Here is a 26,236-nt window from a genome sequence, read left to right on the forward strand (position 1 = left end):
CGCAACTGCATTAAAGTTCGAACTCGGCGGGGCAGTAGGCAAGGCGTCCGCTTCATAGGCCTGTCGCATTTACGACAATCCATTTGCTGAAGCTTAGGTAGGTCAAACAATGAGGAGCTCTCGCGTGATTGCCGCTAGCACCGCCGCAAAATCGTCTTGGTCCGACCAGGTGCGCGCCAAGCCCACCGTGCTCAACGACACGACATTACGCGACGGTGAGCAGGCACCTGGCGTTGCGTTCACCACAGAGGAAAAGCTAGCGATCGCGCAGGCGCTGGCGCGGGCCGGAGTCACGGAGATCGAGGCCGGAACGCCGGCGATGGGCAACGAGGAGATCGCCGCTATTCGCGCCATTGTCGAAGCAGATCTTCCGCTGACCACCATAGGCTGGTGCCGGATGCGAGAATCGGATGTCGACGCGGCGATCGAAGCAAAGGTGTCCATGATCAATATGTCGATCCCGACCTCCGATGTCCAGATCGCGGCCAAGCTAGGTGGTCATCGCGACCTGGCGCTGGAACGGATGAAACGTTTGGTAGGCTATGCCTGTGCGCGCGGACTTGAGGTCGCCGTCGGTGGTGAGGACTCCTCCCGCGCCGACATCGATTTTCTCATCAGACTGATGGCAACTGCAAAAGCCGCGGGCGCGCGTCGCTTTCGTATTGCAGATACGCTCAGTGTGCTCGATCCCGACGCAACCTACGTGCTGGTCAGGAATTTGCGTGCGACCACCGATCTCGAACTTGAATTTCACGGTCACGATGATCTCGGACTCGCAACCGCCAACACGCTCTCCGCTATCAAGGCCGGCGTGAGCCACGCCTCAGTGACCGTCATCGGGTTGGGCGAGCGGGCCGGAAATGCCCCGCTCGAGGAAATCGCGGTCGCACTCAAGCAGCTCTACGGGCGCGAGACTGGCATCATACTTCCGGAGCTCGGGAACGTCGCCGCGGTGGTAGCAGGCGCGGCCGCACGTGCAATTCCTGTGAACAAGGCCATCGTCGGAGAGCATGTATTTACGCACGAATCCGGCATTCATGTCGATGGCCTTTTGAAGGATCAACGCACCTATCAATCGCTTGATCCTGTTTTGTTTGGTCGCAGCAACCGCGTTGTGATCGGCAAGCATTCCGGACTTGGGGCGATCACCGCGTTACTCGATGAACTGCAGCTCGTCGCCAGCGCCGATGAAGCCACACAGATTCTGTCGCAAGTCCGCAAATATGCCATTGAGTACAAGCGGCCGGTCGAACGCGAAACCGTGGCGGCGATCTGGCGCGACGTGTGCGGATGCCTGGCAACCCACCCCGCGTGAAAAGCCGTGTCCAGCAGCGTTTGCGTAAACAGACGCGCCGCAAGGATGGCGTCCGATATCGCTGATGGGCCCGAACGGCGTCCTGCTTTCGCACGTCAGCTCCCCTGGCGCGATCTCACCTCCATATCTTACTTCCCGTTCCGCCATACACGCTGCGATCTCCTACCCAATGGCGAGCCGCCCCGCACTGCCAATCGGCGTGTTCTCGCGCTGAGTTCCGGTCCGGCGACCGTCCTGACTAGCGTCAGCCTCGATCGTGGTTTGGCCATTGATCCCGCCAGCAGTCAACAGGCGCCACCCCATTTCAAATCCGAAGGAGAATTTTCCATGATCAACTCATCCCCGGCAATCGGTATCCTCGATCGGCTCAGCAAGGCCTCATCGGCGGAGGATTTTTTTTCGCTACTTGGCGTCGATTACGATCCTAAGATCGTGAATGTCGCGCGCCTTCACATCTTAAAGCGCATGGGACAATACTTTGCAAAAGAGCAATTTGCAGGTGCCGCAGAGCCGGAAATCAGAGCTCGGTGCAAGGCGATGCTGGAGCGGGCCTATGCCGATTTCGTGGCATCGTCACCGATCGACCAGCGAGTGTTCAAGGTTTTGAAGGAGGCGGCCGCAGACCCTAAGAAGGCGGCGGCCTTTGTCCCATTGAGCGAGCTGAAGTGATCTAGCGTTCCACTGCTAGGTGTGCCCGACGGGGCACCGTGGCAACCCGATGTGCGGCCTTCGTCTTTATCCGGGTCAACTCTCTGCAGCTATCACCCGAGCGGCGGCTGTCGTATTCCCGACCCATGTCTGGACTGGTCGTGTCCACGTTACCAGCGGATATTTCAGGTGTCTGCCAAACCATTACTTTCGACTGACTTTCACTGTTTTTTGCAACTGGTACGACACTTGCTGTTGTCCTGCCTATCCGTCATCGATGCCGACAGATGGTAGTCGTCCGAGATGAGATTGAAGGAAGACTTATGATGCTGCTTTTAGTGCCTGCCGAGCCCTGCGCCATCATCTCGTGGCCTACGATCGCGCCAGGTCCGTTCGAAACGGTCTTTGACACGATCAAAGCTCCGTATGGACGGTGAGATGGTGGTCAATGGATAAGTTGCCCGTTCGCGCTACACTCGGAGAGGGTATGCCCAGCGTCGTCCGGATCAAGTCGGCCCCGGATTCCGCTCAGATTTGTATCCATCTCATGGCGGATAGCAACATGCGTCAGGAAGAGGGCCAACGCGGGCCCATACGGGCTGTCGGCGCTGGAGGCTCGGCATGGATCGCGTGACAGGTGCGTTGCCAGGATCGCGCTCGTCGTCACAGTCAATGTGGAGCTGGTGGGCCGAAAGTGAGGCGCAGGTATTGCGCAGCGAACGGAGTCGCCAACTCAGGCATGGAAGCGACCGGTCACAACCACCGCGGCGCCCTGGCCGCTGCGGTGGCGCTCGTCGAACCTGGCGCGCAAGCGTCCAGTGTGGAAGACCGCTCCAAATCCGGCCGGACCGGTACGTCTATCGCGACGACGCCTCTTGTTGTGCGCCCGGTCGGATCAAGCAGGGGCAGAGCAGCCGGCCCTTCGCTGACCGAAAGTGATCTTCAGTTATCGAAGCCAAAAAGCAAACCTGTGGCGCGGGCGCGCCTATCTTTGAGGGGAATTTAGATTATGAGCAATGTCACCAGAACGGCCATGCCGGCGGCGGCCGGTCGCGCAGGGGCCAAAAAAGAACTGCCGGAGCACTTTAAGGCCTACAAGCACGTCTGGGTCTTCGTTGAGCTGGAGCGCGGCCGGGTGCATCCGGTCTCCTGGGAGCTCATGGGGGCGGGCCGCAGGCTGGCCGACAGGCTAAAGGTGAATCTTGCTGCTGTCGTTATCGGTCCGGAGGGGCAGCACACACGTAACGCCGCGCTTGACGCATTTTGCTATGGCGCCGATATGGCCTATCTCGTGAGCGACAATGTTTTGTCGGATTACCGCAATGAATCCTACACCAAAGCGCTAACCGAACTCGTCAACACCTACAAGCCCGAGATCCTACTGTTGGGGGCGACGACGCTCGGTCGCGATCTCGCAGGTTCCGTGGCGACGACTCTGTCGACGGGGCTCACAGCCGACTGCACCGCGCTGGACGTCGACGCCGATGGTTCGCTGGCGGCGACGCGTCCGACCTTTGGCGGCTCGCTGCTCTGCACGATCTATACCTTGAATTATCGTCCACAGATGGCAACCGTCCGACCGCGGGTCATGCCGATGCCTGAGCGCGTCGTACGCGATGCCGCTCGTATCATCGTCCATCCGCTCGGTCTTGTGGAAGATGACATTGTCACGAAGGTATTGTCGTTCCTACCCGACCGCGATGCAGAGACCTCCAATCTGGCCTATGCCGATGTCGTGGTTGCGGGCGGCCTGGGACTGGGATCGCCTGAGAACTTTCGGTTGGTGCGCGAGCTCGCAACTCTGCTTGGCGCTGAATATGGCTGCTCGCGTCCTCTCGTGCAAAAAGGGTGGGTTACGTCTGACCGGCAAATCGGCCAGACGGGCAAAACCATCCGGCCGAAGCTCTATATTGCCGCCGGCATTTCCGGCGCGATCCAGCACCGGGTTGGCGTGGAGGGTGCGGATCTGATCGTCGCCGTCAATACTGATAAGAACGCTCCGATCTTTGACTTCGCCCATCTCGCGATCGTCAGTGACGCCATTCAATTGCTACCGGCGCTGACGGCCGCATTTCGCGCTCGGCTTTTGCCGAATTCGCGCGCCCGGATCGCTGTCTAGAAGGAGATGATAATGATTGAAGAGAGATTCGATGCGATCGTGGTCGGAGCCGGTATGGCCGGCAACGCGGCGGCATTGACCATGGCCAAACGCGGCATGAAGGTGCTGCAGCTCGAGCGCGGCGAATATCCCGGATCGAAGAATGTGCAGGGCGCCATCCTCTATGCCGACATGATGGAAAAGCTGGTCCCCGAGTTTCGAGAGGAGGCGCCGCTCGAACGTCACCTGATTGAGCAGCGGTTCTGGATGATGGACGATCGCTCCCATGTTGGCATGCATTACCGTTCAGACGACTTCAACGAGGAACGGCCGAACCGGTACACGATTATACGCGCCCAGTTTGACAAATGGTTCTCTTCCAAGGTGCGGGAGGCTGGCGTGACCTTGCTGTGCGAGACGACCGTCACCGAGCTCGTACGGGGCGAGCGTGAAAGGATCGTCGGTGTTCGTACAGATCGTCGAGACGGCGAAATACATGCCGATGTCGTCGTGCTGGCCGAGGGGGTCAATGGCCTACTCGGGACGCGCGCGGGCCTACGCGCGCGACCGAGACCCGACAACGTTGCGCTCGCGGTGAAAGAGATGCACTTCTTGCCCCGCGAGACTATCGAGGCGCGCTTCAATCTTAGGGGCGATGAAGGCGTCGTGATCGAGGCGGCCGGTACCATTTCCCGCGGCATGACCGGAATGGGTTTCATCTATGCCAACAAAGAGTGCATTTCGCTCGGCATCGGTTGTCTCGTCGCCGACTTCCAGCGCACGAGCCAGACGCCCTACGGCCTGCTCGATCAATTCAAGCGGCACCCCTCCGTGGCGCCCCTGATAGCAGGGTCCGAAGTCAAGGAGTATTCGGCCCACCTCATCCCTGAAGGCGGGTACAAGTCGATCCCGCAGCTTTATGGGGAAGGCTGGGTCGTAGTGGGCGATGCGGCCCAACTCAACAATGCCGTTCATCGTGAGGGTTCCAATCTCGCGATGACTTCCGGCCGCATCGCCGCCGAAGCGATAGGTCTCGTGAAATCGCGCGGCGAGCCGGTGAGTGCAGCAAATCTATCGATCTACAAGAAGATGCTAGACGATTCCTTCGTCATCAAAGATCTGAAGAAGTACAAGGATTTACCGCCCCTAATGCATACCCAGTCACAAAACTTCTTTCTCACCTATCCGCAGCTAATCTCCAAGGCGATGCAAAACTTTGTGCGCGTCGATGGTACGCCCAAGGCTGAGAAGGAGAAGGCGACCCTGAAATCCTTTGTCAGGGCGCGGTCGTGGACAGGTCTGTTCGGCGATGCTTGTCGTTTTGCCCGGGCCTGGCGCTGACCGCGACAGTGTGAGCCCAACGATGGAAGGTCAAAGCATGAATGTCGAATCTCTAGTGCGCGTCGAAGACAAGCTGTATTACAACCGCTATCTTGTCGATATCGGTCACCCTCACGTCAAGGTCCGTGCGCACACGACACCATCGCCGCAGCTACTTGCACTTTTGAAAGCCTGCCCCGCGCGATGCTACGAGCTCAACGACGATGGCCAAGTCGAGATAACAGTTGACGGCTGCATCGAGTGCGGTACCTGCCGCGTCATCGCCGAGCCCACCGGCGACATCGAATGGAGCCATCCGCGCGGCGGATACGGGGTACAATTCAAGTTTGGGTGATGGTGAAACAGGGCCGTGGTGCGAGTTAGGCGATAGGGTCTCACCGCATCAGTGGCGCATTCCGCGTCACTTGCGCGGCGGCTGGAATTCGAGCAAGACACTCTTCGTGGGGACGCTGCACAAACCATGGCGTGCAGATGGGTCGCTTGTGCGGGAGCCGCGAAGGACTGGTTGTGGCGTTACTGAGTGGCGCCACAATGCAGTCGATCGGATGGCAGAGGAAGGATCAGCCCCTCGCATGAGAGGGTCAGCCGCTCGCCTGAGAGGGGTTGGGCCCAGCGGCCTCGATTGCGATCGCCACTGACTGCATGATCGCGGCAAAGCGCACGGCGGTCTGGATCGCGTCGGAATTGACGCCCGCGTCTCTCAGTGTCCTTTCATGGGCATCGATGCAGGCACCGCAGCCGTTTATGGCGGAGACCGCAAGCGACCACAGCTCGAAATCGGACTTGTCCACGCCGGGATTGCCGATCACGTTCATACGCAGTCGTGGCGGCATCGCTTTGTATTCGGGGTTGGAAACAAGGTGAGCGAAGCGGTAATAAACGTTGTTCATCGCCATCAAGCTGGCTGCGGCTTTCGCTGCGGCGATCGCCACAGATGTCATCACAGTGGACGCAGCCGATTCCATCGCGGCAATCAGGGCTGCATTGCGGGTGGCAATTGCGCTCGCCAGCAGCAGCCCGTATTTTCGTTGCGACGAAAGCGTCTCATCGGCCACCAAGGAGGTCAAGTTAAGCCTGACATCCTTCGCGAAATCGGGAATCGTGTCGCTTAGTTGTTCGATCGACGACATGCTGCCTCAAGCAACTTTCAAGGTTTCGCCGCCGATTTCGCGGTTGCAAGGACAGAGCTCGTCGGTTTGCAGCGCGTCCAGAACGCGGAGAGTGTCCTTAGGACTGCGGCCGACACTGAGATTGGTCGCATAGACGTGCTGGATCGTATTTTGGGGGTCAACAACAAAGGTGTAACGATAGGCAACCCCTTCGGGTGAACGCACGCCAAGAGCATCGACGAGCGTTCCCTTTGTGTCGGCAAACTGCCAGATTGGCAGTTTGTGCAGATCGACATGTGAGCGGCGCCAAGCGAGCTTGCAGAACTCATTGTCAGTCGAACCACCCAGTACAACCGCATCGCGGTCGGCGAATTCCTTGGAAAGGCGGGCAAACTCAGCGATCTCTGTCGGGCAGACGAAGGTAAAATCCTTGGGATAGAAGAAGATGATCTTCCATTTTTCTGGAAAGCTCGCTTCGGTCAGCGTCTCGAATGCACTCTGTCCTCCTTCTTCGTGCGCTTGAAAACCGGGCTTCACGCCTGTGATTTCGAATGGCGGCAACTGACTTCCAATTCCGAGCATGCTGTCCTCACAAGTTTGCTTTTTGTAGAAGCTGAGTTCACTGTTGAAGCAAGCTATATGCCATCCGTTCTCAGCAGCGGAGTCTTGCGGCTTTGATGCAGGCAAGCTCGGGTGCTTGGAGCGTCGATCGGCGAAAATCCGTAGCCAAGCGCTTCCTTGCCAAAGCTCATGAAAACAGTCTTGCTTTGCGCAATCGCCTAAGATGTTCGCCTGCAAGCGTCTGGTCAAAGCCCGTTCTGCGTCCCTCGAGAGCACTACCTCATCTCGCCATCAGTGTGCCAAGTGGCGGTCGGCCTGCCGAGATCTAATGCAAATATTGAATCTGACGAAGCGCGAGGTTCGTAGCATCTGACGTAAACAAGAGCGGCTGTATCGCGGCGTGAATAGCTGCGCGCGGCGATCACTCTGAAGCTTCATGATCACAAGGAGAGACCTCAAGGTCTCAAGATCTTAGGTGCATTGGGTATGTGGCTGTGCAGGACCGCCCCGGTTTGTCGCGGATGTGAGGACATTCGCGTGAAGAAGTGAATGCGAATCAGAACTGTCAGTTGCAGGCATCAAATCCCGCTAGGTCTTCCAACGGCAATGGATCAGCCCAATTTCGATTCCAATGTGCCGTATGCGACCTTGCCCGGGAGTAGTACGCGAACGCCATTGCTCTTCCGATGAGGCAAGTTGGCTTTCGTTTCTCTTGGACTGTTTTCTGTTTTTATCGAGGCCACTCAGGAGCGGGTGCTCTGCTGCAGCAGGCAAGATTGGTCAGGTGTGAGAAATGCACGAGCTCGGAGCGGCGTGCGATGGGGGTCTCTTTTGTTCAGGCATCGATCTGATCGGCCGGCTTTCTTGAGCTGGAGTCTCTGTGGTCGGTGCACCGGAGTGTGAGCTCTGGGGCGGCGGCTACGAAGAATTGTGTCATCTAGGGAGAGTGGTATGGAACCGGGTTATAACGATCCGAACTATTGGATGCGTTGGTACGCCGGGCAACAAGAGCTGCAGCGTGCGCGGCAAGGGGCCGATGCCGAGCCTGCAGATCAAGATGGCTTCGAGCAGCAGTTGGGTGAGCTGCAACTCCGCTCTGCTGAGGAGAGTTCGCCTCCGGCGAGTTCCCCCGAGGCTCCAGCCGCCCGGTCGCCTGAAAATATCCAGCGTACGGACATTGGTGGTTCGATGCGGATGCCGCCCAGGTCCAACCTGCGACAATTCCTCCAGTAGTACGCGTTACAGCGTCGATGTTGCGCACGCTTATCTCGGCTCGGGCGCAAGCGATTACCAATCTGACTTGCGGGGCAGGCCATTCAGGAGCATGCGCTACACAGCGCCGTCGGAGGCACAACCGGAGGCGCGGGCCAGGGAGAGCAAGTCCCGTGGACTGTTCTCGCGGGTCAAATCAGGGCTCGGCAAGGTCTTTGGAGGAAGTCGCCGTGAGAAGTCGTCGGGCGGCGACGCCATCTATTCAGAGCTCCGCATTGATTTCGCAAAGCGCAGTCGACCGTCCGAAGAGGACCTGGAGCTGATTGCAAGAGTTCAAGACAGCATTGGGTAGCGCGCACCGTAAGACCAAGACCATTGAGAACTACGTGACGGCACTTCGAATGTTCAGCGAGTTCCTCCGACCCAAAGGCATCACGCTAAAGGACCTGCTTGGCAACGCTGATCGGCTGGCCGCCTATAAGGATGAATTTATGAAGGTGGCGAGCGCCAATAGCAGGAACTATGTGGGGGAGCATTGGCAACACTCCGGAATTTCCAGGCTGGAAATCCCATTCCGCCCCCAGCTTTTGTGAATACGCGAGAGTAACCGATGCATCCCCAGATGAGCGCAACGTGCAGGCGCTCAACACGTTTGCTCGTTGGCTCCGACCACAGAATAAAGGGCCATTGGCTCTTCGGGCGTTCAATGAACCAAGGTCGCTCGCCGCCGACATCGACGAGTACGTTGAAGCTGGCGGCGATGATCGAGACCGCCTCAGTGCGGCGCTGTCTCATCTGCGCAGGATCGGGGCTGACGGGCTCCAAGCTGTCGGTGCTGGGGCCCGCCTAATGGGACGCGAAACATTGTCGGCTCATCCGGAGGACATCTCCACGATCGATGACTTTTTGACCGACGCTCTGTCCAACCTTGGATCTGACGCGACCAAGAAGGAAAGCCGCCGTTTCGACGATGGTTTCCCGCCTACGCTCTTTCAGTGACTGGCTTCAAAGGGAGGGCAGGCCGAGCATCATGGACCGAATCGGCGGCAATCCTGCGCAGCAATCGTCATTGAACGCAGATTATGCGGCGTTCAGTAAAGCCACAAAGCGGACGGCCCCACTCGATCCATTTAGAGAATACCTAGGTCTCGAGCCCCAACAAGGATTTCGCCCTTACGACGACGACGCCCGCCTCATTGAGGGCCTCGCCGACGAAGAGCTAAGCAAGCTCGACCCGGGTTAAAAACCATTCAGGATACTGCCTCGGCGCAGCGCAAGTTCAGTGGCTGGCTCCGCGCAGAGGGTAGGGAGAGCATCGCGAGCCGAATCAACGGCAACAATGAGCAGCAACGCTCGCTGGATGCAGACTACAGGGCTTACGTCGAAGCCAAAGGGAAATCTGGCGTGACTCTCAAGAAGCTCAGGCAGTATGCGCAAGTCGTCGAGGCAAACAGAGCGCTGGGTGTACCCTCTCCTCAGCAAAGAGCAGGCTCGGACTCAACCTCCATCCCGACCTGGATGCGAGATTTGCCGACGCCGCCGTCCGAAAGTGAGTGGCCGCCGATGGTAGGCCCGTTTGGGCAGGCCAGCAGGCAGGAGCCGCGAGCTCAACTTGGTCCCCACAAGTGCCGACCTATTTCGACTTTCCAACGCCGAAGGGTGAGCCGGCTCGGTCCTCAGACATCTATCGGGGTCTCGGTTCTTTGGTTGACCTGCCGTCCACACCGCAGGACATGCGTGACGATGCCCAGTCAGGGCCGGTGCAGAGCCCTGCCGGGACACCTCCGTTCTTCATCGGGCCATCAGGCGTACCTCAAGAGCTGGAGGATATCGGACATCTCGTCGGCGAGGATTGGCAGCATGGCTCACAGCCGGTGCCGGATTTCCTGTTCGATGTACTGGACAATAAAATGCCGTTGCCGAGTTCGCGAATGGCTCCCCAGCCGGTCTCCATCAACGGGGACCTACTCTATCACGTTGGGTCCGCGAGGACGCCGGGACGCTCAGCTGATCCATCATGCTGGCCCATCTTCGGCTCCTAAGGCCAGGGTCGGCGGTTCGGCTGCGAGTGCCTCTGCCGGCGACCGCAGCGGGCGGGTGCTCGGAGCCAGGGACTGGCTGGGCGACGAGCATATCCAGGGGGACTACTAACTCCTGGCGCAGGAGTTGTGGGCGAGCAATCAAATCTTGCCGCTCGGACCCGGTTTGTAGATCATCTCATGGCCTTTCGGGTGGGCCAGGGTAGCAACGCCGACGCGCTATCCGCATTCCATCAGATTGTCGATGATCCCAATGGTAACGACACGGCCGACTTTCTGTTCGGGCGGTGAATGACGCCAGCACCATGGACCTCGATGACCGCGGGTCCCATTGGTCGTTGCTGCTGGTGGACCGCCGCGATCACAATAATCCGTTCGCCGACCACTACGACTCCGCCCGGGGACGCAATGACAGACCCGCAGCAATGCTCGCAGCGCGGGTGGGAGCCTGAGACAACCTGCAAAAAGCCCTCATACGCCAGCAGAGGAACGGCTACGATTGCGGTGTCTTTGTGCTCGACGGTACGCGGGCGCTGGCGAGGCGGTTAGCGGGAAGACGTCAGCCAGACCTGAACCTAAGCAATCTCGTCGTCGACTAGCAGGCACTGCAGAACCGACTGAGGGGTTGATATCGGCGGAACAAGCAGCTGGTCGAACTCTCGCCATAGGAGGTCCGCAATCTGCAGTTCGCAAAGCATCGCGGTGGCGCAGAGCGTGAGAGCGGACGCAAGAGCTAGGGCTGTTTTCGGAGGTGGCGAAAGAGCCCGATGGGCGATTTCGGAGACGACGTGGTCGACAGTCTCACTGTCGTCATCAAGCGATCCGGTATCATCGTCCCCAAATAGCCGCAGCTGGGGCTGAAGGCCCCGCGGCGCCCCCGGCGCGTTGAGATCTCGCACCACCACTGCTCCAAGGATTCACGATCACAAGGCAGCAGCGTGCCAACCCCCGCGGTGAAGGTTCGCCAGTCGGCAAGGCATTTTTTTGGAACGGCTGTCAGGACTGGTACGCCTCGGGTGATCGCGTCAACGAATTCGGTGCGCAGGCCCCGGCCAGCGGCTTCTTGTCTGGCGAATTTGTTGACCACGAGAAGATCGATCTTGTTGCGAAGTGCCTTGGAAACGACGGCTGCGGCCTCGGCGAGCCCATTTGTATCGAGATTACAGGACGTCGCTCCGCTGCGGAGTGGCTGGGAAATCGAGATCTCTTGTCCTGTCGCGACGTCGATCGCGAGCATGACGTGCGTGCCATTTTCGGACCTCGCGTGTCGCTGCACGATGCCGCCGATGCGTACGCCTTGCTGCGCGATATCCTGCGCAAAATCAGCGAGTAGCCCATCCACATCGTCTTTTGGACGGTAGAGAATAGCGCCCACACTATTCGGATCTATCTCATCCAGATTATCGATCACGGCCGGGTTCCTGTTGATGTGTTTCTCGTATCGGGGCATATCTGTCGAACGCTCTCATGCGGATCGTGGCAGGCGTTGCAAGCACCGCTCGGCAGCCGCGAGCGGAACGGCGCGCGCGACCTCCGCAAAAACGTTCGCTCCATTGCTGAGCCGTAGCGCATCAAAGGAGCGGCGCGTAATGCGCGCCAAAAGCGGCACGCCAGAACGGCCAGTTTCAAGAGCCAGGACCAAGGTGACCTCCGCCTCATCGAACGGCAGAGAGGCTTTGATGCGTGCCGGAAATACATTGAGGATAGAGCTTGCCCGTGGGGGCTCGCACGCGATGCTGACATCGCCGGCTGCGATGCGCAGCCGCAGCTGCGCGCCCGGTCTAAGCGGCACTCCAGGTATCAGAAGGCGCGCCCCGTTGAGGCGGAGCATGATCAGCCCATAGCGTCCGTCATAGCCGCCGACCAAGGTATCAAGACAGACTGCCGCTTCGCCGCGCCCAGCTAGCGCCGGATCGCTCTGAACGACATTGAGCGGCCCGGCCGCAGTCACGACGCCATCTTTCATCATGACAAGATGATCGGCAAAACGCTCGATATCAGCGATATCATGGGTGATGTAGATCATCGGCAATGGGAGCTTTTCCCGCATGCGCTCGAGAAATGGCAGGATCTCGCATTTGGCGGAGCGGTCGAGCACAATGAGTGGATCGTCCAGCAAAAGTAGCTGAGGCTGGCCCAACAGCGCGCTGCCAAGGGCAAGGCGCTGTCGCTCGGCCGCGGAAAGATGTGATGGCGAACGCTCGAGCAGCGGCGACAAGGCGAGCAATTCGACCACTCCATCAAAATCGATTAGTGTTGGTGTCGATTTTGACGCCTTGTATAGGAGGGTACGCCGTACAGACCAATGCGAAAGAGGAATTGGTGGTCGGAATACATATGCGAGGGGACGCAGATGAGGCGGTCGAAACGTCGTCTCGTTCTGCCAAATCTCTCCATCGACCGCACAAAATCCGCTGGGCAGACGCTGCACGCCAGCGATGCAGCGCGCGAGTGTGGTCTTGCCGCACCCGGGCGGACCAAAAATCGCTGTGACGCCTTTGGCTGGTAGGCTGAATTGCGCATCAAGCGAAATGTTTCCGAGAGAGTCGTTGAAGGCAACCTCAATATAGCCCGTTTTTGCTTCTCGCATGAACCTACGCCTGTGCTGTATATTCCTGTGCAGGTCACGAGCACAATCGCTGCAGATAATCCAGCCTGTGCCGCTCACGGCATCTCTGCTCGCCTGAGGGCACAAGCTGCGGCGGCGGACTGCAGATCTGTGTTAAGATCAGACGCTTCTTGAGCATCTCCGCGCCGTGAGGATCGTGACAGTCGGACGCTTCCCAGCGCGCTTGCCAATGAGAGGCAAAGCGCCTGTCCCTTAGCGCGGAGTATTCAGCCTGCTTCGCCTGCCCGGCGCCTTCTGTTGAAGGTCCAAATCGCGACACTTGAGAGGTTTGGCGGTAAAGATGTCGGCTCAGCCCAGAGCTGAATACTGAGCCGAAAGTCCGCATCAAGGATCCCACGGCTTTGCTAGACGATTTGACGTTTGCGCCGGAAGCCACAGTCATGGCTTCTGCATTCTCGGGTGCGAGCAGCATCAAAGCCAGATCGATCAGGATGAATCGGATAAATCTCATTGAAACTCCGGCTCCCCGCGCCCCTTCCTTGGCGGGGAATGGTTGATCCATACCCAGCAATCCGCGTGCCGTTTCAAAAAATATCTGCGCGTCTTGCGGCAAGGGAGGGTTTGTATCCGTCTCCACCCGACATCTTAAATCGCCACCTCTTATTGTAGGACTGTGGACGCTCGCGTCACCATGCGCACAATGTAGGAGCTACCGCATGGAAGGTGAGGATGATCCATCGCCTTTTGGATTGGGGATGGTGCTTTGGCGAACATGCGGCCGTAAAACTCGTCAATGAAGGACAAGTGCATGCCACCCGATCTGGCGCCGTTCCGATCTGTGCGGAGGAGAAGTCGGCGGCCGGCCGCTTGGAAAAAGGACTGATGTTAGATGATATGCGGTGCCCGCGAGCTACGGCAGGACGTCTTCCTAGCAGCACGGGTTGCCGACGTATTTCAGGGCGCGCGGGCCTTCGTTGCCTCGCGAGTCGACGCAGGATTGAGCTGCCCAAGACGGATGATTTGACCGGTCCCTAAGGCACTCTGGTGTCGGCGACGGGTTCGGGCTCGAGGCCCGCAACTTGAGCCTATTGAATGCTCCGGCTTGGACCGCCTAGGGGGTCGCTATCGTGAAGACCTATTTGTCTAAGGAGGGCTTTGGCGTTGCAATGGTGCGCGTGGGCAGTATCGGGTACTCGATCTTCGGCAGCTGCCCGGTGAGCGAATTCAGGAAGGCGACAATCTCGTCAGTTTCTTCATCGCTGAGCTTTGCTCCAAGCTGAACCTCACTCATGACGCCGACCGCTTGCTTAAGACTCCAAACCTGACCAGAATGAAAGTAGGGGGGGCGCAATGCGACGTTGCGCAACGGCGCCGAGCGGAAAACATACTCGTCGCCGAGATCCTTAGTGACGGCAAAACGACCCTTGTCCTCCTTTGGAAGCAGGCCTTCGGCTGGCCTCTTAACGATGCCGAAGCGAAAATAATCCTGTCCACCGACGTTAATTCCGTTGTGGCAAGAGGAACATCCCTTTTCGATGAATAGCTTTAGCCCGGTTTTCTGCTGATCGCTGAGAGCATATTCATCGCCCTCGAGGTACTGATCGAAGGGGGCGGCGGGAGTAATCAAGGTTGCCTCGAAAGCCTCGATGGCCTTGGCGAAATTTTCAAACGTAACGGGCGCCACTTCGTTTGGAAAAGCCTTACTGAACATAACGACATAATCGGTCATTGAATTCAATGTTTTGAGCACGTGATCGGGCGTCGCATTCATTTCGACGCTGGCCTGGACAGGGCCTGCGGCTTGCGCCTTAAGATCCGCCGCTCGCCCATCCCAGAACTGCGCCACGTTGAAGACTGCGTTATAGACCGTTGGCGCACGACGTGACCCCAGCTGCCAACGATGACCAATCGACCTCGGGCCGGCATCTACCCCGCCCGTCCCGAGGTTATGACACGTATTGCAGCTAATAACGCCGCTCGCCGATAGCCTCGAATCGAAAAACAAGGATTTGCCAAGTGTGACCTTTTCATGGGTGATAGGATTGTCCCTCACCGCTGGAGCGGCTGAGGGAATTGGCTCGAAAATCCGCTTGGCGACGCGCATCAAATCCTCATTGGCGCCTGCGGCGGAGGAAACCAGAATGGCTGAGGCCACAACACTTAACCTACCGGCCCTGGAAAGCTCGCGTACCGCTATTTTCCTCATGTGATGTCTCGCTTTTCTCCTAGATCGTGGAATCGCAAACATAGCGCTCCGTCCGCGTCCGCCCGCAGAACGACGCGCAGCAGTCAACGAATGGTGTCTTCCGTATGCTGGGCTAGGCTGCACCCAGGCCGACGCTCCGCCGGTGCTAAAGCAACCGGTGTGCCAGGGGCTCAAGGTCGAAGCCTGCTGAGCTGGTTCCAAGCAATTGCGCACTGTGAATTGCAGCGAGCGGCTCGAGGATGTCGAATCGACGGTAAGGTGCGACGAATCATCATCCAGCCACAGAAATCCTGGCCTGTCGGTCCGAGCCTCCGTGCTTCTCGGAAACTCACTCGTACGGCACTCTTTGACTCTGCAGGTCAGCTGGCTGAGACCGCGAACAAAGCGAGCTGCGCCGGCGCAGCTTCTCGCTGCTCGCCTCGATGCGTGCGCTTTGAGCCTTCAACCCCCACACTAAGCTGATCGCCACCAACATCAGTGACGTTCCTAGCCGCGGGGCAGTCGGTCAGGCGTGTAGTTGTCAGAAGTCGTCCTACTGCCACCAATGTGGGTATGCCCTTCTCAGCACGTATTCACACGTGCCGGACGCTCAAAGTGCTTGAATCGACCGTGGCGTCAGGTTGTAGGCATTGCGAAGCAGAACGCCACGGAGGAGACAGCATCGCCACACATGCGCTAAACGGCCGATCTTTGTCGTACCTCCGTCTTCGCAATAAGCGTGTTGCGCGTGGTGGGACGATGATTCGGAGGCCGTAATCATTGCGGCTGCCCCGCAACAGGCGCGATCATGGCTGCCGAGGCGCCCAATCCGGCAAACAGATTACGCTCGCGGGGCAAGGAATAACAGTGAAGGATATGCGGCTTAAGACAGGTTTGGTGAATCAAGAGCGACGAATGAGCTGGATTTGCAATGCGCATTGCTGTGCATCCGCCCTCGCTGCGATCGTGATCGCGATCGCAGCTACGTGGTGCACAGAACAAGCTCGTGCGCGAGATCGTGGGACCGAGCAAGTCTTAATGTCATGCAGACTAGACCTGATGCGCTTCTGTGACCGCTTTAGAGGGCTTAGCGATGTGGAGGTAGCCATCTTTTGCCTTAGGGACAATTTCAAGAATTTACGCAGCGAATGCCGCCGCATGATGCCAATTGCGGCGGAGAGAAACGAAGGACCAAGACGGCGTCTCAATAGGCTTCCGGTCGTCCTCCATCGAGAGTGAAGGCGTCCGAGTGGCAGTCGCAGAAATTGAGCGACAGTGAGGTGTTCAGACCTGCGGGCCAGAGTTTGGCCAGCGTGGCCGAAAGTCGATCGGGCTGAAGCATCAGCCTGCCGGGCCGCAGTTCATCTATCCGGGGGCCGAGCTCCGTGGATCGATTGGCCCCGATCAGCGATCGATGTGCGCCCACGCGTACTACGAGATTGCAATGCGCTCTGACAATTTCGCACTGAAGCAGTTGCGCTCTTCAGCGCTGCAGCCATCCGCCGACTTTGGGCCCGCCTTGAGATTGCCATCGGCTTGGTCCCATAGCTGGTCGGAAGGACAATCTGGGTAACTGCGGTGGCTACGGCCGACATCTGCAGGAATCGTGCAGCCCATCAATCTATGGCGTTGTGGTCGGCAATCAAGTATTTTCCGGGCAGGTGGCTAAGTCGGCTACAACTGGCAAAAGATCGCTGGAACCTTAGCGTTGGAGGGTGTTCCGTCGTGGTCTTCTTCAGGTTTCTCAGCTGGAGGATAGCCTGGTTTCGGCTCCCGGGCTCAAGATACAGATAGAGCCAGGAAACCTCTTTTGTTATCCGCCGATCGACTTCCCGAAGGAACTGCCGTTACGACGTTGTCGATGGGCGCTTCAGGGGAATCAGTTTGCCCGATCGTGATGCTCCTGGCCGAATACCGTTTCGGGCTCAAGGGTCAAAGGAAACGCCGTCGACAGGAGCCGTTCAAAGGCAGAAAGTTGTTCAACCAGACGATTCTCAACGGCCGTGCGCTCCGCGGCAGGTAGGTCCCGTTTAAGGAGTCGACGGCACCGCCAGATTTCGCTCCGCAGCGATCTGATCTCACTTAGTGCAGCATCAATTGAAGTCATCACAGATGCTTCGTCCCTGGAGTATCAAGCATAGCGATAGTCATCGAGCGGCCAGTCGTTGGCTCCGCATTGCTGCCGAATAATTGCATCCGAGAACATGCGACTTCCCCGCCTGTTCTTTCGGCGAGCAAAGACGCCCAGTCCACTGAAGATTCGTATACCGCAATTCATGCGTTCGCGTCCCGTTGAGAGCGCCATCGATTACTCATAGGCCGGACGAATAGATGGCGATCAGATCGGAATCTCAAGTAGCCCTTGTGTAACGTAGGCTGTCAATGTCCGTGCCACGAGATCGATAGGCCTTTCGCAGCATCACACTCGAATCCAGATCGCGAAACATGCTGTAGTTCCGTCGGATCCATTGATGCAGCTCGGTTGACCAGTCCTTCTCGTTGCGCAGATATCCAGTGAAGGAAAAGCTAACCCGGTCGATATATCTCTTGAGGAACATTGGAAGCGCGGGAATCCGAAGCACCCGCTCGCCATCCATCGCTTCAGGCAACTCGCCACGCAGCACGAATTCATTGTGGACGGTGACCAGCGACGCCGGCGGAATTCGGCGCCGCAGCATTTCATAACCTCGAAAGGAGATGCGGTCAGCGCCCGCGACGAAGAGGATGATGGGGGCGACATAGCAGCGCGCCGTCTCCTTCATGAACCCGATCTCTTCGCACATCCTGAAGAATTCGTCGAAGGCGTGAAAGCCGAGATCGATCACCTTGGCTACCCGGTCGTGGATAATAAGAGGGTCCATCAGCTGCATCTTGCCATAAGTGTCGATCACATCCGCAGTCTCCGTGATGTTGGGGAGGTAGTCGAGCAACGACGGCTCTTTCAAGTTGACGTCAAACGACAGCGCTGTGCCGTTTTTCAGCAGCAAGAACTCGCTCATGGCCCGAGCGATGAGAGTTTTACCGACCTGCGGGCTAGGAGAGCAAATGATGTAGATGGGAGTTGCTAACATAGCCAGCAGATCAATTTCGTTTCGTACGTGGGCCCGACCGACTCGGCGAATATGCGGCTACTTCTCGCCGGCTCGGGTGGCGGACTTGGCGCCGGCCAATTCCGTCAAGTTGATGCGATCAAATTCGCTCCAGACATTTGCCAGCCAGTGCCGGACATAACCGCGCAGCACGAAGGAGTTGTTCGCGGGTTCATCGTTCCGCCCCTTGTTTGCGACGAAGTCTATGAATGGGACTGATGCGACTTCCACCTGCTCATAAGCCATCTCGTTAAGCTTCGGTATGACCAACTCAGTCGCATGTTTGATGCGATGAAAATAGGAATTATAGGTCGCTTGATCCCACTGGAAGAATTGAGTGTCGTTGATGAAGTTCTTGACTAGGTAGTACTTTGCGCCGCTCATGAAGGTCGCGGTCTCCGCGATCTCGTCCAGCGAAGCGATGGATGATCCCAAGATATGGAACACGGCGAATGTTATTTGGCCAGACCGCGCCGAGTCCAGAAATCCGATGTCGCGCAAGGAAGCCAGCGCAGAAGAAAGTAAGCCTGCGCGAGCATCAATGACAGTGACGGACAGCCCTGAGTTCAGGGTGTCGAAGATCTTCATCTGGTCCGCTGTCGTCGTCATGTCAACGATCTCGGTGATCTCGGGATAAAAGCGCTTCAGCGTTCCCCGCGGCGACTCCGTGTCGAATGCGCGTGTTTGCACGTTGTTGACGCTGAAGTAGTCCAGTAGCGTTCGTGATACGGTCGTTTTGCCGACTCCTCCCTTGTCCGCACCTACCACAATTACAACTGGCTTCACCATGTAAATCTCCTGAGACACTCGCTATAGCCGTCGCGAACTGCGCAACCGGCGCGTCTCTGCTTTGGGTGCGAACATGGCAGAAAGAAGGGCCAATGAACCTTCGGATGCGAGAGCTCTGCAACCGATGAACATTGTCAACATCAAGCGAGTGACGTCCTTAGATTGCAACGACGATGCAGGTCGAAAATGGGGAGTAAATCACTTGTAGTGGTGATCTACGTGAGGTTTGTAAGCGGCTGGCCAAGAATCAACGTTCTGCCTGTGATGATCGTTGCGATTGCCATAGGTTATCTATCGACGCCGCCATCTAGCTCCGATGAGACTGAGAAAGTCCACAGTTGTGTGCCGTTTGCTCTTTATGGAGGCAAAAGGATGGCGACAAAGCACCGGCTCTCTGTCTTTCAAATCACCAATAAACGGATTGCTCAAATTGGTTAGTGAGGATTCCAAAGGCAGGCCAGTTCACAGTGATCCCGATTATTGCAGGCCGAAACGTGCCTCGCTCGCGCTAGCTCCAACGGGGTGCAGAGGCGCCCTGATGGAGCACTGCAGAGCCAGGTTTTATGTGGATGTGGCTCCTTGTGGAATACATTCATTATCGGCCTCCGTCATGCCGGCAAGGTTCTGCCAACCATTCACGGCTTCCACTCCAACCGCTAAGGGATCGAAAACGGTTTTTGAGTAAGTTCTTGCCCGGGATAGCAGGGGAGGAGATCCACATATGAGCGGACCGGCCGTTATGGAAAACGTGCGCCGCTATCGCGCGATAGCTTCGTTGTGCCGTCAGTCCGCCGCATTTCGGCCAATCCAACGGGACTCATTGCTAGCGCAAGCTGCAGAGTGGGAGGAACGCGCGATCGCAGAGATCGAGAGATACTTCAGTTGTTCTGCTGCACGTCCTGCTTGATTACGCTCGACGATGAAAGTATCCACCATCGGGCCAATAGGTCGGATCATGAAAGGCAATGCTGGCCAAACGATCCAGTCGCGCAAGCGCCGCGCTGAGAATTAATAGGCGGAGCTTCGAATAGAACGCTCGAACAGCTTCATCATCTCCGCCAGCATATCCCGGGACCTCGTCGAACCACCGGATAGCTCAGCTCTGTGGATTGCTTTCGCCCTCGTCGACGCTGTGCCAAGCGCGCCGCTACGTTGCCCGGAGGGATGATGCGTTCGCATTCAGCAAGCAGGACTCCTTGGTTGGGCACCGTTCGTCGCGGTGCCGTGCAAACATTAAGCCCTAAAGCCGACCCTAAGAGGGGCATGCCGAGTAAATCTGCTAGCCGCGGGGAGCTCAGATGTGTGCAATGATCGCCTGATGAATGTCCGCGCGCGCTAGACAGCCGGAAGATCCGATGTTGCGCCGCGCAAGGAAAACGGAAACTCCGGCTTATCAAAAGCGCAACTCCGCCGTCCCCTTCGGATGCAGAAATCATTGATCAAGAATTATATGGCGAAGAGCATGAGATGCGAGGCTGACCTCCCCAAAGTCGATCTGGCCAATGACTCCGGTTATCTTCGTGGAGAGCCTATGCGCTCTACATAAAGTCATATTCATCACCATACGGATCGTTCGAGGGCTTTGCCGCACTCTCGGTACACCTGGCATTGCCGCCATTGTGTTCAGTTGCGGCAAGAGACAAAGGCGGTTTGCCCGCTCGTTGCCATTTGCATCCTTTGTGTTTCCATTTGCCATCGTTCTTGGTGGGATCAAGCACCATCATCGGGTCACTTAACTCAACAAGCCAAACGCTGCTGCGCGGGCTTCGCTCACGGATTGAAAGAGTGAGAGAGGACGAGCGGTTCGTGCCGTCGATCCGGAGCTGATGTTCAAGCAAGATATCGCCCGCGTTATCGACAAGCGGATGAGTAGCCCGGAAATCTATTATTGAGGTGAGTTCATCTCACGCAGGAAATGTTTCGTGCCAATCATTTTTGCGCCTGAACAGCTCGCCTCGGGCGACCTACGGCTTCCGTTCTCAGGAGCTCTCGTTCCCGAGCTGATAGGTGAAATATCGCGCTTCCTCCGACCCAGACTTCGTGCCGAAGCAAAACGCAATGTCCCCTGTGCGTTGAGCCTTTCGAGACACCCGAGCTAGAGTATCGCTGCTGATTCGCAGCAATATGCTCTCTCCGCCATAAAACTCTCCCAGCTTGTTCCCGAATGAAGATCTTGAGATCTCAACCACCGGTGGCTCGTTGACCGGCGCGTATGGCCGGACTGCAGTCGAAAATGAATCAGAGGAGAAACTCGATGGCGCCGAATTCAGGAATGAGAGTATATCCAGCGAATCTTTGGGCGATACGCGTAGTGCCGGTCATTAGTCGCGCGCGTTCTCATTTCATCGGCCTCGGAAGCGCATTTGATATCGGATAAATTGCTGGTGCGCTGAAACATGAACCCTCCCATTTGTATCGACGAGGTCGGGGAGGCCGCCCCCGATTGAGTGTTCCGCGTTGATGGTAAGCCTAGCTGTCGGAATCTGACATCTAAGCATCAAGGCGTTACCATTCCGATCCGCTCCCACATTGGCTCGTTCGAGATAGCGCCGAGAAGTGCCAGCCGTCTGCCTGCGGTGGTGGGTTGGCGCCGCCGGTCTCCGTCTTAGCTTCAATGGCGAGGGACAGTTTGAAGTTATTCCGCAGCATCGGGTTTGCGGGTTCCGCTGCGAGAGCCTGGCGGTAGAGCTCTTGGGCCTCCCGATGTCGGCCCTCGTGATCGAGAACAACTGCTTTGGCATTCAATGCGCGCAGGTCGCCAGGGGCTGCCAATAAGATCCCGTCGAGCACCTCAAGCGCATCATTCGGGCATTTGCGTGCCAGCAAAGCCCGCGCAAGCGGAATCGCGGCATCAACATTGTCCGGTCGTTGCTTCAGCGCATCGCGGAAAGCCTTCTCGTCAGTATCCCGACCGAGGGCGTGGGCGATGCGCTCGCGCATACCAGGATCGACCTCCTTGGCTCCGACCAGCTCTGCCGTGGACGTCGGTTGCTCTGAAAGACCCGACTTGTGCGAGTTAGCGCAACCTGCGAGCAGCACGATGGCAAGCATGGGGGGAAAGGCCGAGCACGAATGGCGACGTAAGTTCCGCCGGCGCCGCAGAACGTTAACCTTACATGAATTCATAAGCGACCTCACGACCCCCAAACCTGTGATCGTCAGCCGGCCGCAGGGAGGAGGTCACGATGCCCGCCTGTAGGAGTCTTGTCCTTGCCAGGCGCAAGTTTGACGGAGCCAATCGGCTGGACGGTGAAATCCGAGGCGAGATCCTGATAGGAGAGAACAGGTAGGTCTATTCCATTGCGGGTGAGAAAGCCGCGGACGAAGCGCCGGATATCCATCGAGCCCAGGATAACTGGCTGGTTCTGACTACGTGCGATGCTCGAATGGATCTGGCGAAATTGTGCAAGTAGCATCTCGCTTTGCCGATCCTCCAAAACGAGGTAGGGACCGACAGCGGTCTCGCGCACCGCACCTCGCACGATATCCTCGGTCTCACGCTCGACGATAAAGGCCGCCACAACACGATGGGCGTTGGCATAGCGGTGACAGATCTGCCGCTTCAGAACGGAGCGCACATATTCGGTGAGCAGTACGACACTTTTCTCCCGTTCGCTCCACTCTGCAAGCGCCTCCAGAACCAAACGGGTGTTCCGGATCGGGATGCCCTCGTCCAGCAAGCGACGTAGCACATCCGCGATGCGAGGGATCGGTGTCGTGCGCAGCACCTCCTTCACCAGATCGGCATATTCCTGCTCCATCCGGCTAAGCAGCTGACGCGTTTCCTGAATGCCCACCAGGCGCTGTGCATAGCGTGTCAACGTCGACTGGACGCGCAAGGCGATGATTTCGCTCGGACGGTGGTGCCCTATTCCGGCAGCTTTGAGAGCGGGCGCATGGCCTTGTTCGATCCAGATCCGATTCGTGTCTGGGTCCTGCCCAAAGGGGATCCCGCTTAGTTCAATATTCGCCACGTCGTCGTTAAGTAAGAGTTGTGTCGGGTCAATGGCGCCCTCTTCCACCGGCACTCCTTCGACATCCACCCGGAATTGCGATGGGGCGAGGTGCTGTGCGCGTTGGGCGGGAATGCGTGGAATTGTGATGCCAAGATCAGCTGAAACCAGTGCCGAAACCCGTGCGACGCACTGCTCGAGTTCCCCTACGTCGATTGCCTGCATCAGGCTCGGCGCTAGCAACAGCGTAATCGGAAGTGCCTCCGCGGGCACGGTTTGCTTCTGACCTTGTGCGGAAGCGGGAGCCGAACCGGTGGGACCGGCGCCGGCCTTGAGAGCGGTCTTGCCCTCTTGCACGCCAACCTTGAGAAAGCTGGCAGCGGAGAACAGCGCGGCCAGTATGACAAAGGGCGGCAAAGGGAAGCCGGGAACGAACCCCATCACAAGCAAGACACAGGAGGCCAAGCGTAACGCTTGTGTGCTGGCCGTAAGTTGGTTGACGATATCGGCGCCGAGATTGAGTCTGGAAGGACCGTTGACACGAGTGACAATGGTTGCGGCTGTAATTGACAGCAGCAGGGCCGGAATCTGCGAAATGAGCGCATCACCGATCGTCAGGGTGGTATAATGATGCATCGCCTCCTCGAGGGACATGCCCTTGGAGAGCGATCCGATCGTGATGCCACCCAGCATGTTGATGCAGATGACTATTAGTCCGGCTATGGCATCGCCCTTCACGAATTTCATAGCACCGTCCATCGCGCCGTGCAGTTGGCTTTCTCGCTCCAGCGCGCCGCGCCTGCTGCGGGCTTCGTGCTGATCGATATGGCCGTTGCGCAGCTCCGCGTCGATCGCCATCTGCTTGCCCGGCAGCGCATCGAGCGTGAAGCGCGCAGATACCTCCGCCACCCGTTCGGCGCCCTTGGCGAGAACCATGAACTGCACCATGGTCACAATCAGGAATATGACAATGCCCACGGCGATGTTGCCGGATATGACAAATTCGCCGAACGTATGAATGATGCTGCCGGCATCGCCCTCGGCGAGGATCAGTCGCGTCGTTGCAACGGTAAGAGCGAGACGAAAGACGGTGGAGATCAGGATGACGCCCGGCAGGGACGAAAAGTCGAGCGGCGTGTTGAGATACAGGGCTACCATCAACAGCAATATGGCAAACCCCAGATTGAAACCGATCAGCATATCGATCATGACGATCGGGATCGGCATAATCATCATTCCGATCGCAAGAAGAAGCATCAGCGCGACCATCAAATCCGGGTGAGCCGGCGCGCGCGTGATGAGATTTCGTAGAAGGTTGGCCATGAGAAGCCTTATTGTTTGATTGCAGCTGTGCTGCCCCGCAACAAAACATAGCGTTTGAAGACGGCTTGCGCTTCGGTCATGCGGCCAGCGTGGCGCAGGGCGTGGCTGCGCATCAGCATCAAGGGCGGACACGAAGACGGCTCGTCATCCAGTTTGTCAAGCCTGTCCAATACCGACAGTGCTTCGTCACCGCGACGCTCCGAGATGAGAGCGTAGGCCAGTATGCGGAGCAGGCCGATGTCTTGAGACTGTTCGTGAGCGACCAGCCGCAACAGAGCCAGGCTCTTGGCGCTCTGTCCGCACGCAAGGTAGACATAAGAAAGCACGCAGAGCAAATCTCGCTCCGGCCCGGAGATCAGCTCGATAGCGCCGGCTTCGGAAACGATCGGCGGCTGTGTAGATGTGAAGTGTTGCACTTTGTCTGGCACGACCATTGCTAGCCTTTGATCAAGCCATTGTGACTCTGCCGGAGCAGGATTAGACGTTGCAGCTCGAGTTGCAGAAGGGCGGCCCCTTCACGTGGCACCAAATCCTCTGGCGCCGCTGATAGCGTATCAGCCAAGCGCTCCAGGAGAAGGCTGTGTTGCTCTGGACGCAGAACATGCGAATGACGTAAGCGCGGCGTCACGAAGGAGAGCAGGCTGTGCGCAAGATTGGGCTCATTAAGCCAAGAGAGTTCCGAGCTTGGCTCGATCTGACCTGGCGGGGCGCGCGCCTCGTCTAGATTGATGCGCGAAACTGCATCGATCGAACTGAGTTCGAGCGCGCTCTCGATCGTGACGTCCACCAACCGATCCAGCACGTCACTATGACGAGAAAGTGAGGTGTGGCTCTTAGGATCATTGCCACGCGTCCGGTCAATCCCGATGGACTTGGCTCGAGAATTGACCGGCGTGTTGGCAGATGCATGATGATCAACGTTTGGCCGCTGAAAAGAGGTGCCGGGCTCGACGGGATTGGGGGGCAGCCTAGTCATGGCACTTTGCTTCCTTACCTGCGGCCTAAAACGTTAATAGGGTAGAGTGGCAAGCCGGCCATCCCGGCTCAGCAGAACACGCCCTTCCTCGATCCCGTAGACGGTCCATCCATTGCTTAAGAGCGCGCCGACGAAATACTTTTGACCAGCAATGACAATATAAGGGTCGCTCCCGCGCCAAACAGCTTGGACCCCAATTGCGGGAGGCGTCTTCTCATCCTTGATAGCCACAGCATTGACGAGCGTATAAGCGCCATTGCTATTGTGATCAAACCGCTGCTGGACGTCTCGCCATGTGGCGAGCGAAGCGGGCGTAACGGTGCCATCGGCGGTGACAACGCCCGCCCCAGAGCCGACCTTGATGCCGACAAGGCCCGCTCTGTCAACTTCCTCTTGCAACCGTTCGGCAGCTGCATCGGTGGCCAGAGCATCAGGAGCGCTGAGCGCCAGCTTGGGCGCAATGTCCGGAGCAGGGGACGACGGACTTGACGCCACGGTGGTGTCGGTCTGGACAAAACTGGGTGAGACTGCACCAACCGCGGCAGAGCCGATCAGGACCAAAGCAAGAAAGACGAGCGATATATGCCGGCGGTCGATGGAGCCAGCTTGTTTGTAGTCCTCGATCGTCCAGCGAATGGACATCGCCCCGGCATGCAAAACGACAGGAAGAGGGACAACAATGGATTCGTTTGGTAAAACAGTCTCGTGCCCCTCGATCCTAACGTCCCTCGCAAGGGCCTCGATCTCGATTGAATTGGAATGGGGGATGACACGAAGATGGTGCGGTTCGAGGCCTTGTTCGACGAAGATCAAATCAGCATCGAGGCTGCTGCCAATCAGACACGATCCGACCCCCACTTTACTTGTCAGCCCGGAGTAACACCCCGACAACACTTCGAAATGCGGGCAATTTGGTTCATTCACGGTCGGTTTCCTGAACAGCGAAAGGAACCGTACGGCAAAACCGTACGGCCCGTGCGACTTCACAGACTAAGCAGCCGGTGAAAGTGGGGCGGCGACGTCGCCCCA

At 57.8% G+C, this 26,236-nt stretch carries 22 protein-coding genes and 1 pseudogene; 9 read left to right on the forward strand and 14 right to left on the reverse strand.

The annotated features are described in order from the left end of the window. Positions 1-124: 124 nt before the first annotated feature. From nifV to GPL20_RS11450, 5 genes are all read left to right on the forward strand, one after another. Positions 125-1,315: a homocitrate synthase gene (gene nifV, locus GPL20_RS11430; RefSeq protein WP_373568185.1), complete on the forward strand. Its 1,191-nt coding sequence runs from the start codon at positions 125-127 to the stop codon at positions 1,313-1,315. Positions 1,316-1,642: 327 nt separating this feature from the next. Continuing rightward, on the forward strand, positions 1,643-1,984 hold the full coding sequence (nifW, locus tag GPL20_RS11435; protein ID WP_100233555.1) for a nitrogenase stabilizing/protective protein NifW: 342 nt from the start codon (positions 1,643-1,645) through the stop codon (positions 1,982-1,984). Between the two features lie 988 nt (positions 1,985-2,972). Further along, positions 2,973-4,082: an electron transfer flavoprotein subunit alpha/FixB family protein gene (locus tag GPL20_RS11440; protein ID WP_100233554.1), complete on the forward strand. Its 1,110-nt coding sequence runs from the start codon at positions 2,973-2,975 to the stop codon at positions 4,080-4,082. A 12-nt stretch (positions 4,083-4,094) separates the two neighbouring features. Beyond that, positions 4,095-5,402, forward strand: a complete 1,308-nt coding sequence (locus tag GPL20_RS11445) for an FAD-dependent oxidoreductase (RefSeq protein ID WP_157329619.1) — start codon at positions 4,095-4,097, stop codon at positions 5,400-5,402. A gap of 37 nt (positions 5,403-5,439) precedes the next feature. Continuing rightward, positions 5,440-5,736 carry a ferredoxin family protein gene (locus GPL20_RS11450; protein WP_100233553.1) on the forward strand — a complete coding sequence of 99 codons (297 nt, stop codon included), beginning with the start codon at positions 5,440-5,442 and terminating at the stop codon, positions 5,734-5,736. Positions 5,737-5,983: 247 nt separating this feature from the next. Here GPL20_RS11450 and ahpD read toward each other — a convergent pair whose 3' ends face one another. Then, on the reverse strand, positions 5,984-6,532 hold the full coding sequence (ahpD, locus tag GPL20_RS11455; protein WP_157329620.1) for an alkylhydroperoxidase, AhpD family: 549 nt from the start codon (positions 6,530-6,532) through the stop codon (positions 5,984-5,986). A 6-nt stretch (positions 6,533-6,538) separates the two neighbouring features. Next, positions 6,539-7,093, reverse strand: a complete 555-nt coding sequence (locus GPL20_RS11460; protein ID WP_100233551.1) for a peroxiredoxin — start codon at positions 7,091-7,093, stop codon at positions 6,539-6,541. A 930-nt stretch (positions 7,094-8,023) separates the two neighbouring features. Between GPL20_RS11460 and GPL20_RS11465 the strand changes: the two genes are divergently transcribed. The 3 genes from GPL20_RS11465 to GPL20_RS39460 all read left to right on the forward strand — a co-directional run bounded on the left by GPL20_RS11465 (position 8,024) and on the right by GPL20_RS39460 (position 9,283). Next, positions 8,024-8,305, forward strand: coding sequence for a hypothetical protein (locus tag GPL20_RS11465; RefSeq protein WP_157329621.1), 282 nt, complete (start codon positions 8,024-8,026; stop codon positions 8,303-8,305). A 302-nt stretch (positions 8,306-8,607) separates the two neighbouring features. Beyond that, complete coding sequence (locus tag GPL20_RS39455; protein WP_246250346.1) at positions 8,608-8,877, forward strand: phage integrase SAM-like domain-containing protein; 270 nt, start codon at positions 8,608-8,610, stop codon at positions 8,875-8,877. Between the two features lie 40 nt (positions 8,878-8,917). Continuing rightward, positions 8,918-9,283, forward strand: coding sequence for a hypothetical protein (locus GPL20_RS39460; protein ID WP_246250348.1), 366 nt, complete (start codon positions 8,918-8,920; stop codon positions 9,281-9,283). Between the two features lie 1,773 nt (positions 9,284-11,056). Here GPL20_RS39460 and GPL20_RS11475 read toward each other — a convergent pair. From GPL20_RS11475 to GPL20_RS11500, 6 genes are all read right to left on the reverse strand, one after another. After that, on the reverse strand, positions 11,057-11,734 hold the full coding sequence (locus GPL20_RS11475; protein ID WP_309143193.1) for a DUF2478 domain-containing protein: 678 nt from the start codon (positions 11,732-11,734) through the stop codon (positions 11,057-11,059). A 54-nt stretch (positions 11,735-11,788) separates the two neighbouring features. Further along, complete coding sequence (modC, locus tag GPL20_RS11480) at positions 11,789-12,913, reverse strand: molybdenum ABC transporter ATP-binding protein (protein ID WP_157329623.1); 1,125 nt, start codon at positions 12,911-12,913, stop codon at positions 11,789-11,791. Positions 12,914-12,947: 34 nt separating this feature from the next. Further along, positions 12,948-13,505, reverse strand: coding sequence for a hypothetical protein (locus GPL20_RS11485; protein ID WP_167532985.1), 558 nt, complete (start codon positions 13,503-13,505; stop codon positions 12,948-12,950). A gap of 522 nt (positions 13,506-14,027) precedes the next feature. Next, positions 14,028-15,098: a cytochrome-c peroxidase gene (locus GPL20_RS11490; RefSeq protein WP_157329625.1), complete on the reverse strand. Its 1,071-nt coding sequence runs from the start codon at positions 15,096-15,098 to the stop codon at positions 14,028-14,030. Between the two features lie 2,330 nt (positions 15,099-17,428). After that, positions 17,429-18,148, reverse strand: a complete 720-nt coding sequence (locus tag GPL20_RS11495; protein WP_157329626.1) for a hypothetical protein — start codon at positions 18,146-18,148, stop codon at positions 17,429-17,431. A 57-nt stretch (positions 18,149-18,205) separates the two neighbouring features. Beyond that, on the reverse strand, positions 18,206-18,955 hold the full coding sequence (locus tag GPL20_RS11500) for a P-loop NTPase family protein (protein WP_092302639.1): 750 nt from the start codon (positions 18,953-18,955) through the stop codon (positions 18,206-18,208). 721 nt (positions 18,956-19,676) lie between these two features. Here GPL20_RS11500 and GPL20_RS39465 point away from each other — a divergent pair. After that, on the forward strand, positions 19,677-19,862 hold the full coding sequence (locus GPL20_RS39465) for a hypothetical protein (protein ID WP_100233314.1): 186 nt from the start codon (positions 19,677-19,679) through the stop codon (positions 19,860-19,862). A gap of 631 nt (positions 19,863-20,493) precedes the next feature. On the opposite strand, the pseudogene GPL20_RS40395 reads toward GPL20_RS39465, so the two are convergent. From GPL20_RS40395 to GPL20_RS11530, 6 genes and pseudogenes are all read right to left on the reverse strand, one after another. Further along, positions 20,494-21,144, reverse strand: a pseudogene (locus GPL20_RS40395) (effector protein NopP). 316 nt (positions 21,145-21,460) lie between these two features. After that, a complete protein-coding gene (locus tag GPL20_RS11510; protein WP_157329627.1) occupies positions 21,461-22,006 on the reverse strand; it encodes a tetratricopeptide repeat protein in 546 nt (181 codons plus the stop codon). A 107-nt stretch (positions 22,007-22,113) separates the two neighbouring features. After that, positions 22,114-24,231: a type III secretion system export apparatus subunit SctV gene (sctV, locus tag GPL20_RS11515; protein WP_157329628.1), complete on the reverse strand. Its 2,118-nt coding sequence runs from the start codon at positions 24,229-24,231 to the stop codon at positions 22,114-22,116. A gap of 8 nt (positions 24,232-24,239) precedes the next feature. Then, a complete protein-coding gene (gene sctY, locus GPL20_RS11520) occupies positions 24,240-24,665 on the reverse strand; it encodes a type III secretion apparatus assembly chaperone SctY (RefSeq protein ID WP_157329629.1) in 426 nt (141 codons plus the stop codon). Positions 24,666-24,667: 2 nt separating this feature from the next. Next, positions 24,668-25,207, reverse strand: a complete 540-nt coding sequence (locus GPL20_RS11525; RefSeq protein WP_157329630.1) for a hypothetical protein — start codon at positions 25,205-25,207, stop codon at positions 24,668-24,670. Between the two features lie 33 nt (positions 25,208-25,240). After that, the gene (locus tag GPL20_RS11530; protein ID WP_254124915.1) at positions 25,241-26,131 is read right to left on the reverse strand and encodes an FHA domain-containing protein; all 891 of its coding nucleotides are present in this window, start codon (positions 26,129-26,131) and stop codon (positions 25,241-25,243) included. Positions 26,132-26,236: the final 105 nt, after the last annotated feature.

The organism is Bradyrhizobium cajani, from assembly GCF_009759665.1.
Taxonomy (GTDB): Bacteria; Pseudomonadota; Alphaproteobacteria; order Rhizobiales; family Xanthobacteraceae; genus Bradyrhizobium; species Bradyrhizobium cajani.

What these genes read in the sequence shown, in the direction of transcription:
- nifW (WP_100233555.1), top strand. Translation starts at nt 1,643, where the DNA reads ATGATCAACTCATCCCCGGCAATCGGTATCCTCGATCGGCTCAGCAAG.
- GPL20_RS11440 (WP_100233554.1), top strand. Translation starts at nt 2,973, where the DNA reads ATGAGCAATGTCACCAGAACGGCCATGCCGGCGGCGGCCGGTCGCGCA.
- GPL20_RS11445 (WP_157329619.1), top strand. Translation starts at nt 4,095, where the DNA reads ATGATTGAAGAGAGATTCGATGCGATCGTGGTCGGAGCCGGTATGGCC.
- GPL20_RS11450 (WP_100233553.1), top strand. Translation starts at nt 5,440, where the DNA reads ATGAATGTCGAATCTCTAGTGCGCGTCGAAGACAAGCTGTATTACAAC.
- ahpD (WP_157329620.1), bottom strand. Translation starts at nt 6,532, where the DNA reads ATGTCGTCGATCGAACAACTAAGCGACACGATTCCCGATTTCGCGAAG.
- GPL20_RS11460 (WP_100233551.1), bottom strand. Translation starts at nt 7,093, where the DNA reads ATGCTCGGAATTGGAAGTCAGTTGCCGCCATTCGAAATCACAGGCGTG.
- GPL20_RS11465 (WP_157329621.1), top strand. Translation starts at nt 8,024, where the DNA reads ATGGAACCGGGTTATAACGATCCGAACTATTGGATGCGTTGGTACGCC.
- modC (WP_157329623.1), bottom strand. Translation starts at nt 12,913, where the DNA reads ATGCGAGAAGCAAAAACGGGCTATATTGAGGTTGCCTTCAACGACTCT.
- GPL20_RS11490 (WP_157329625.1), bottom strand. Translation starts at nt 15,098, where the DNA reads ATGAGGAAAATAGCGGTACGCGAGCTTTCCAGGGCCGGTAGGTTAAGT.
- GPL20_RS11495 (WP_157329626.1), bottom strand. Translation starts at nt 18,148, where the DNA reads ATGTTAGCAACTCCCATCTACATCATTTGCTCTCCTAGCCCGCAGGTC.
- GPL20_RS11500 (WP_092302639.1), bottom strand. Translation starts at nt 18,955, where the DNA reads ATGGTGAAGCCAGTTGTAATTGTGGTAGGTGCGGACAAGGGAGGAGTC.
- GPL20_RS39465 (WP_100233314.1), top strand. Translation starts at nt 19,677, where the DNA reads ATGAGCGGACCGGCCGTTATGGAAAACGTGCGCCGCTATCGCGCGATA.
- GPL20_RS11510 (WP_157329627.1), bottom strand. Translation starts at nt 22,006, where the DNA reads ATGCTTGCCATCGTGCTGCTCGCAGGTTGCGCTAACTCGCACAAGTCG.
- sctV (WP_157329628.1), bottom strand. Translation starts at nt 24,231, where the DNA reads ATGGCCAACCTTCTACGAAATCTCATCACGCGCGCGCCGGCTCACCCG.
- sctY (WP_157329629.1), bottom strand. Translation starts at nt 24,665, where the DNA reads ATGGTCGTGCCAGACAAAGTGCAACACTTCACATCTACACAGCCGCCG.
- GPL20_RS11525 (WP_157329630.1), bottom strand. Translation starts at nt 25,207, where the DNA reads ATGACTAGGCTGCCCCCCAATCCCGTCGAGCCCGGCACCTCTTTTCAG.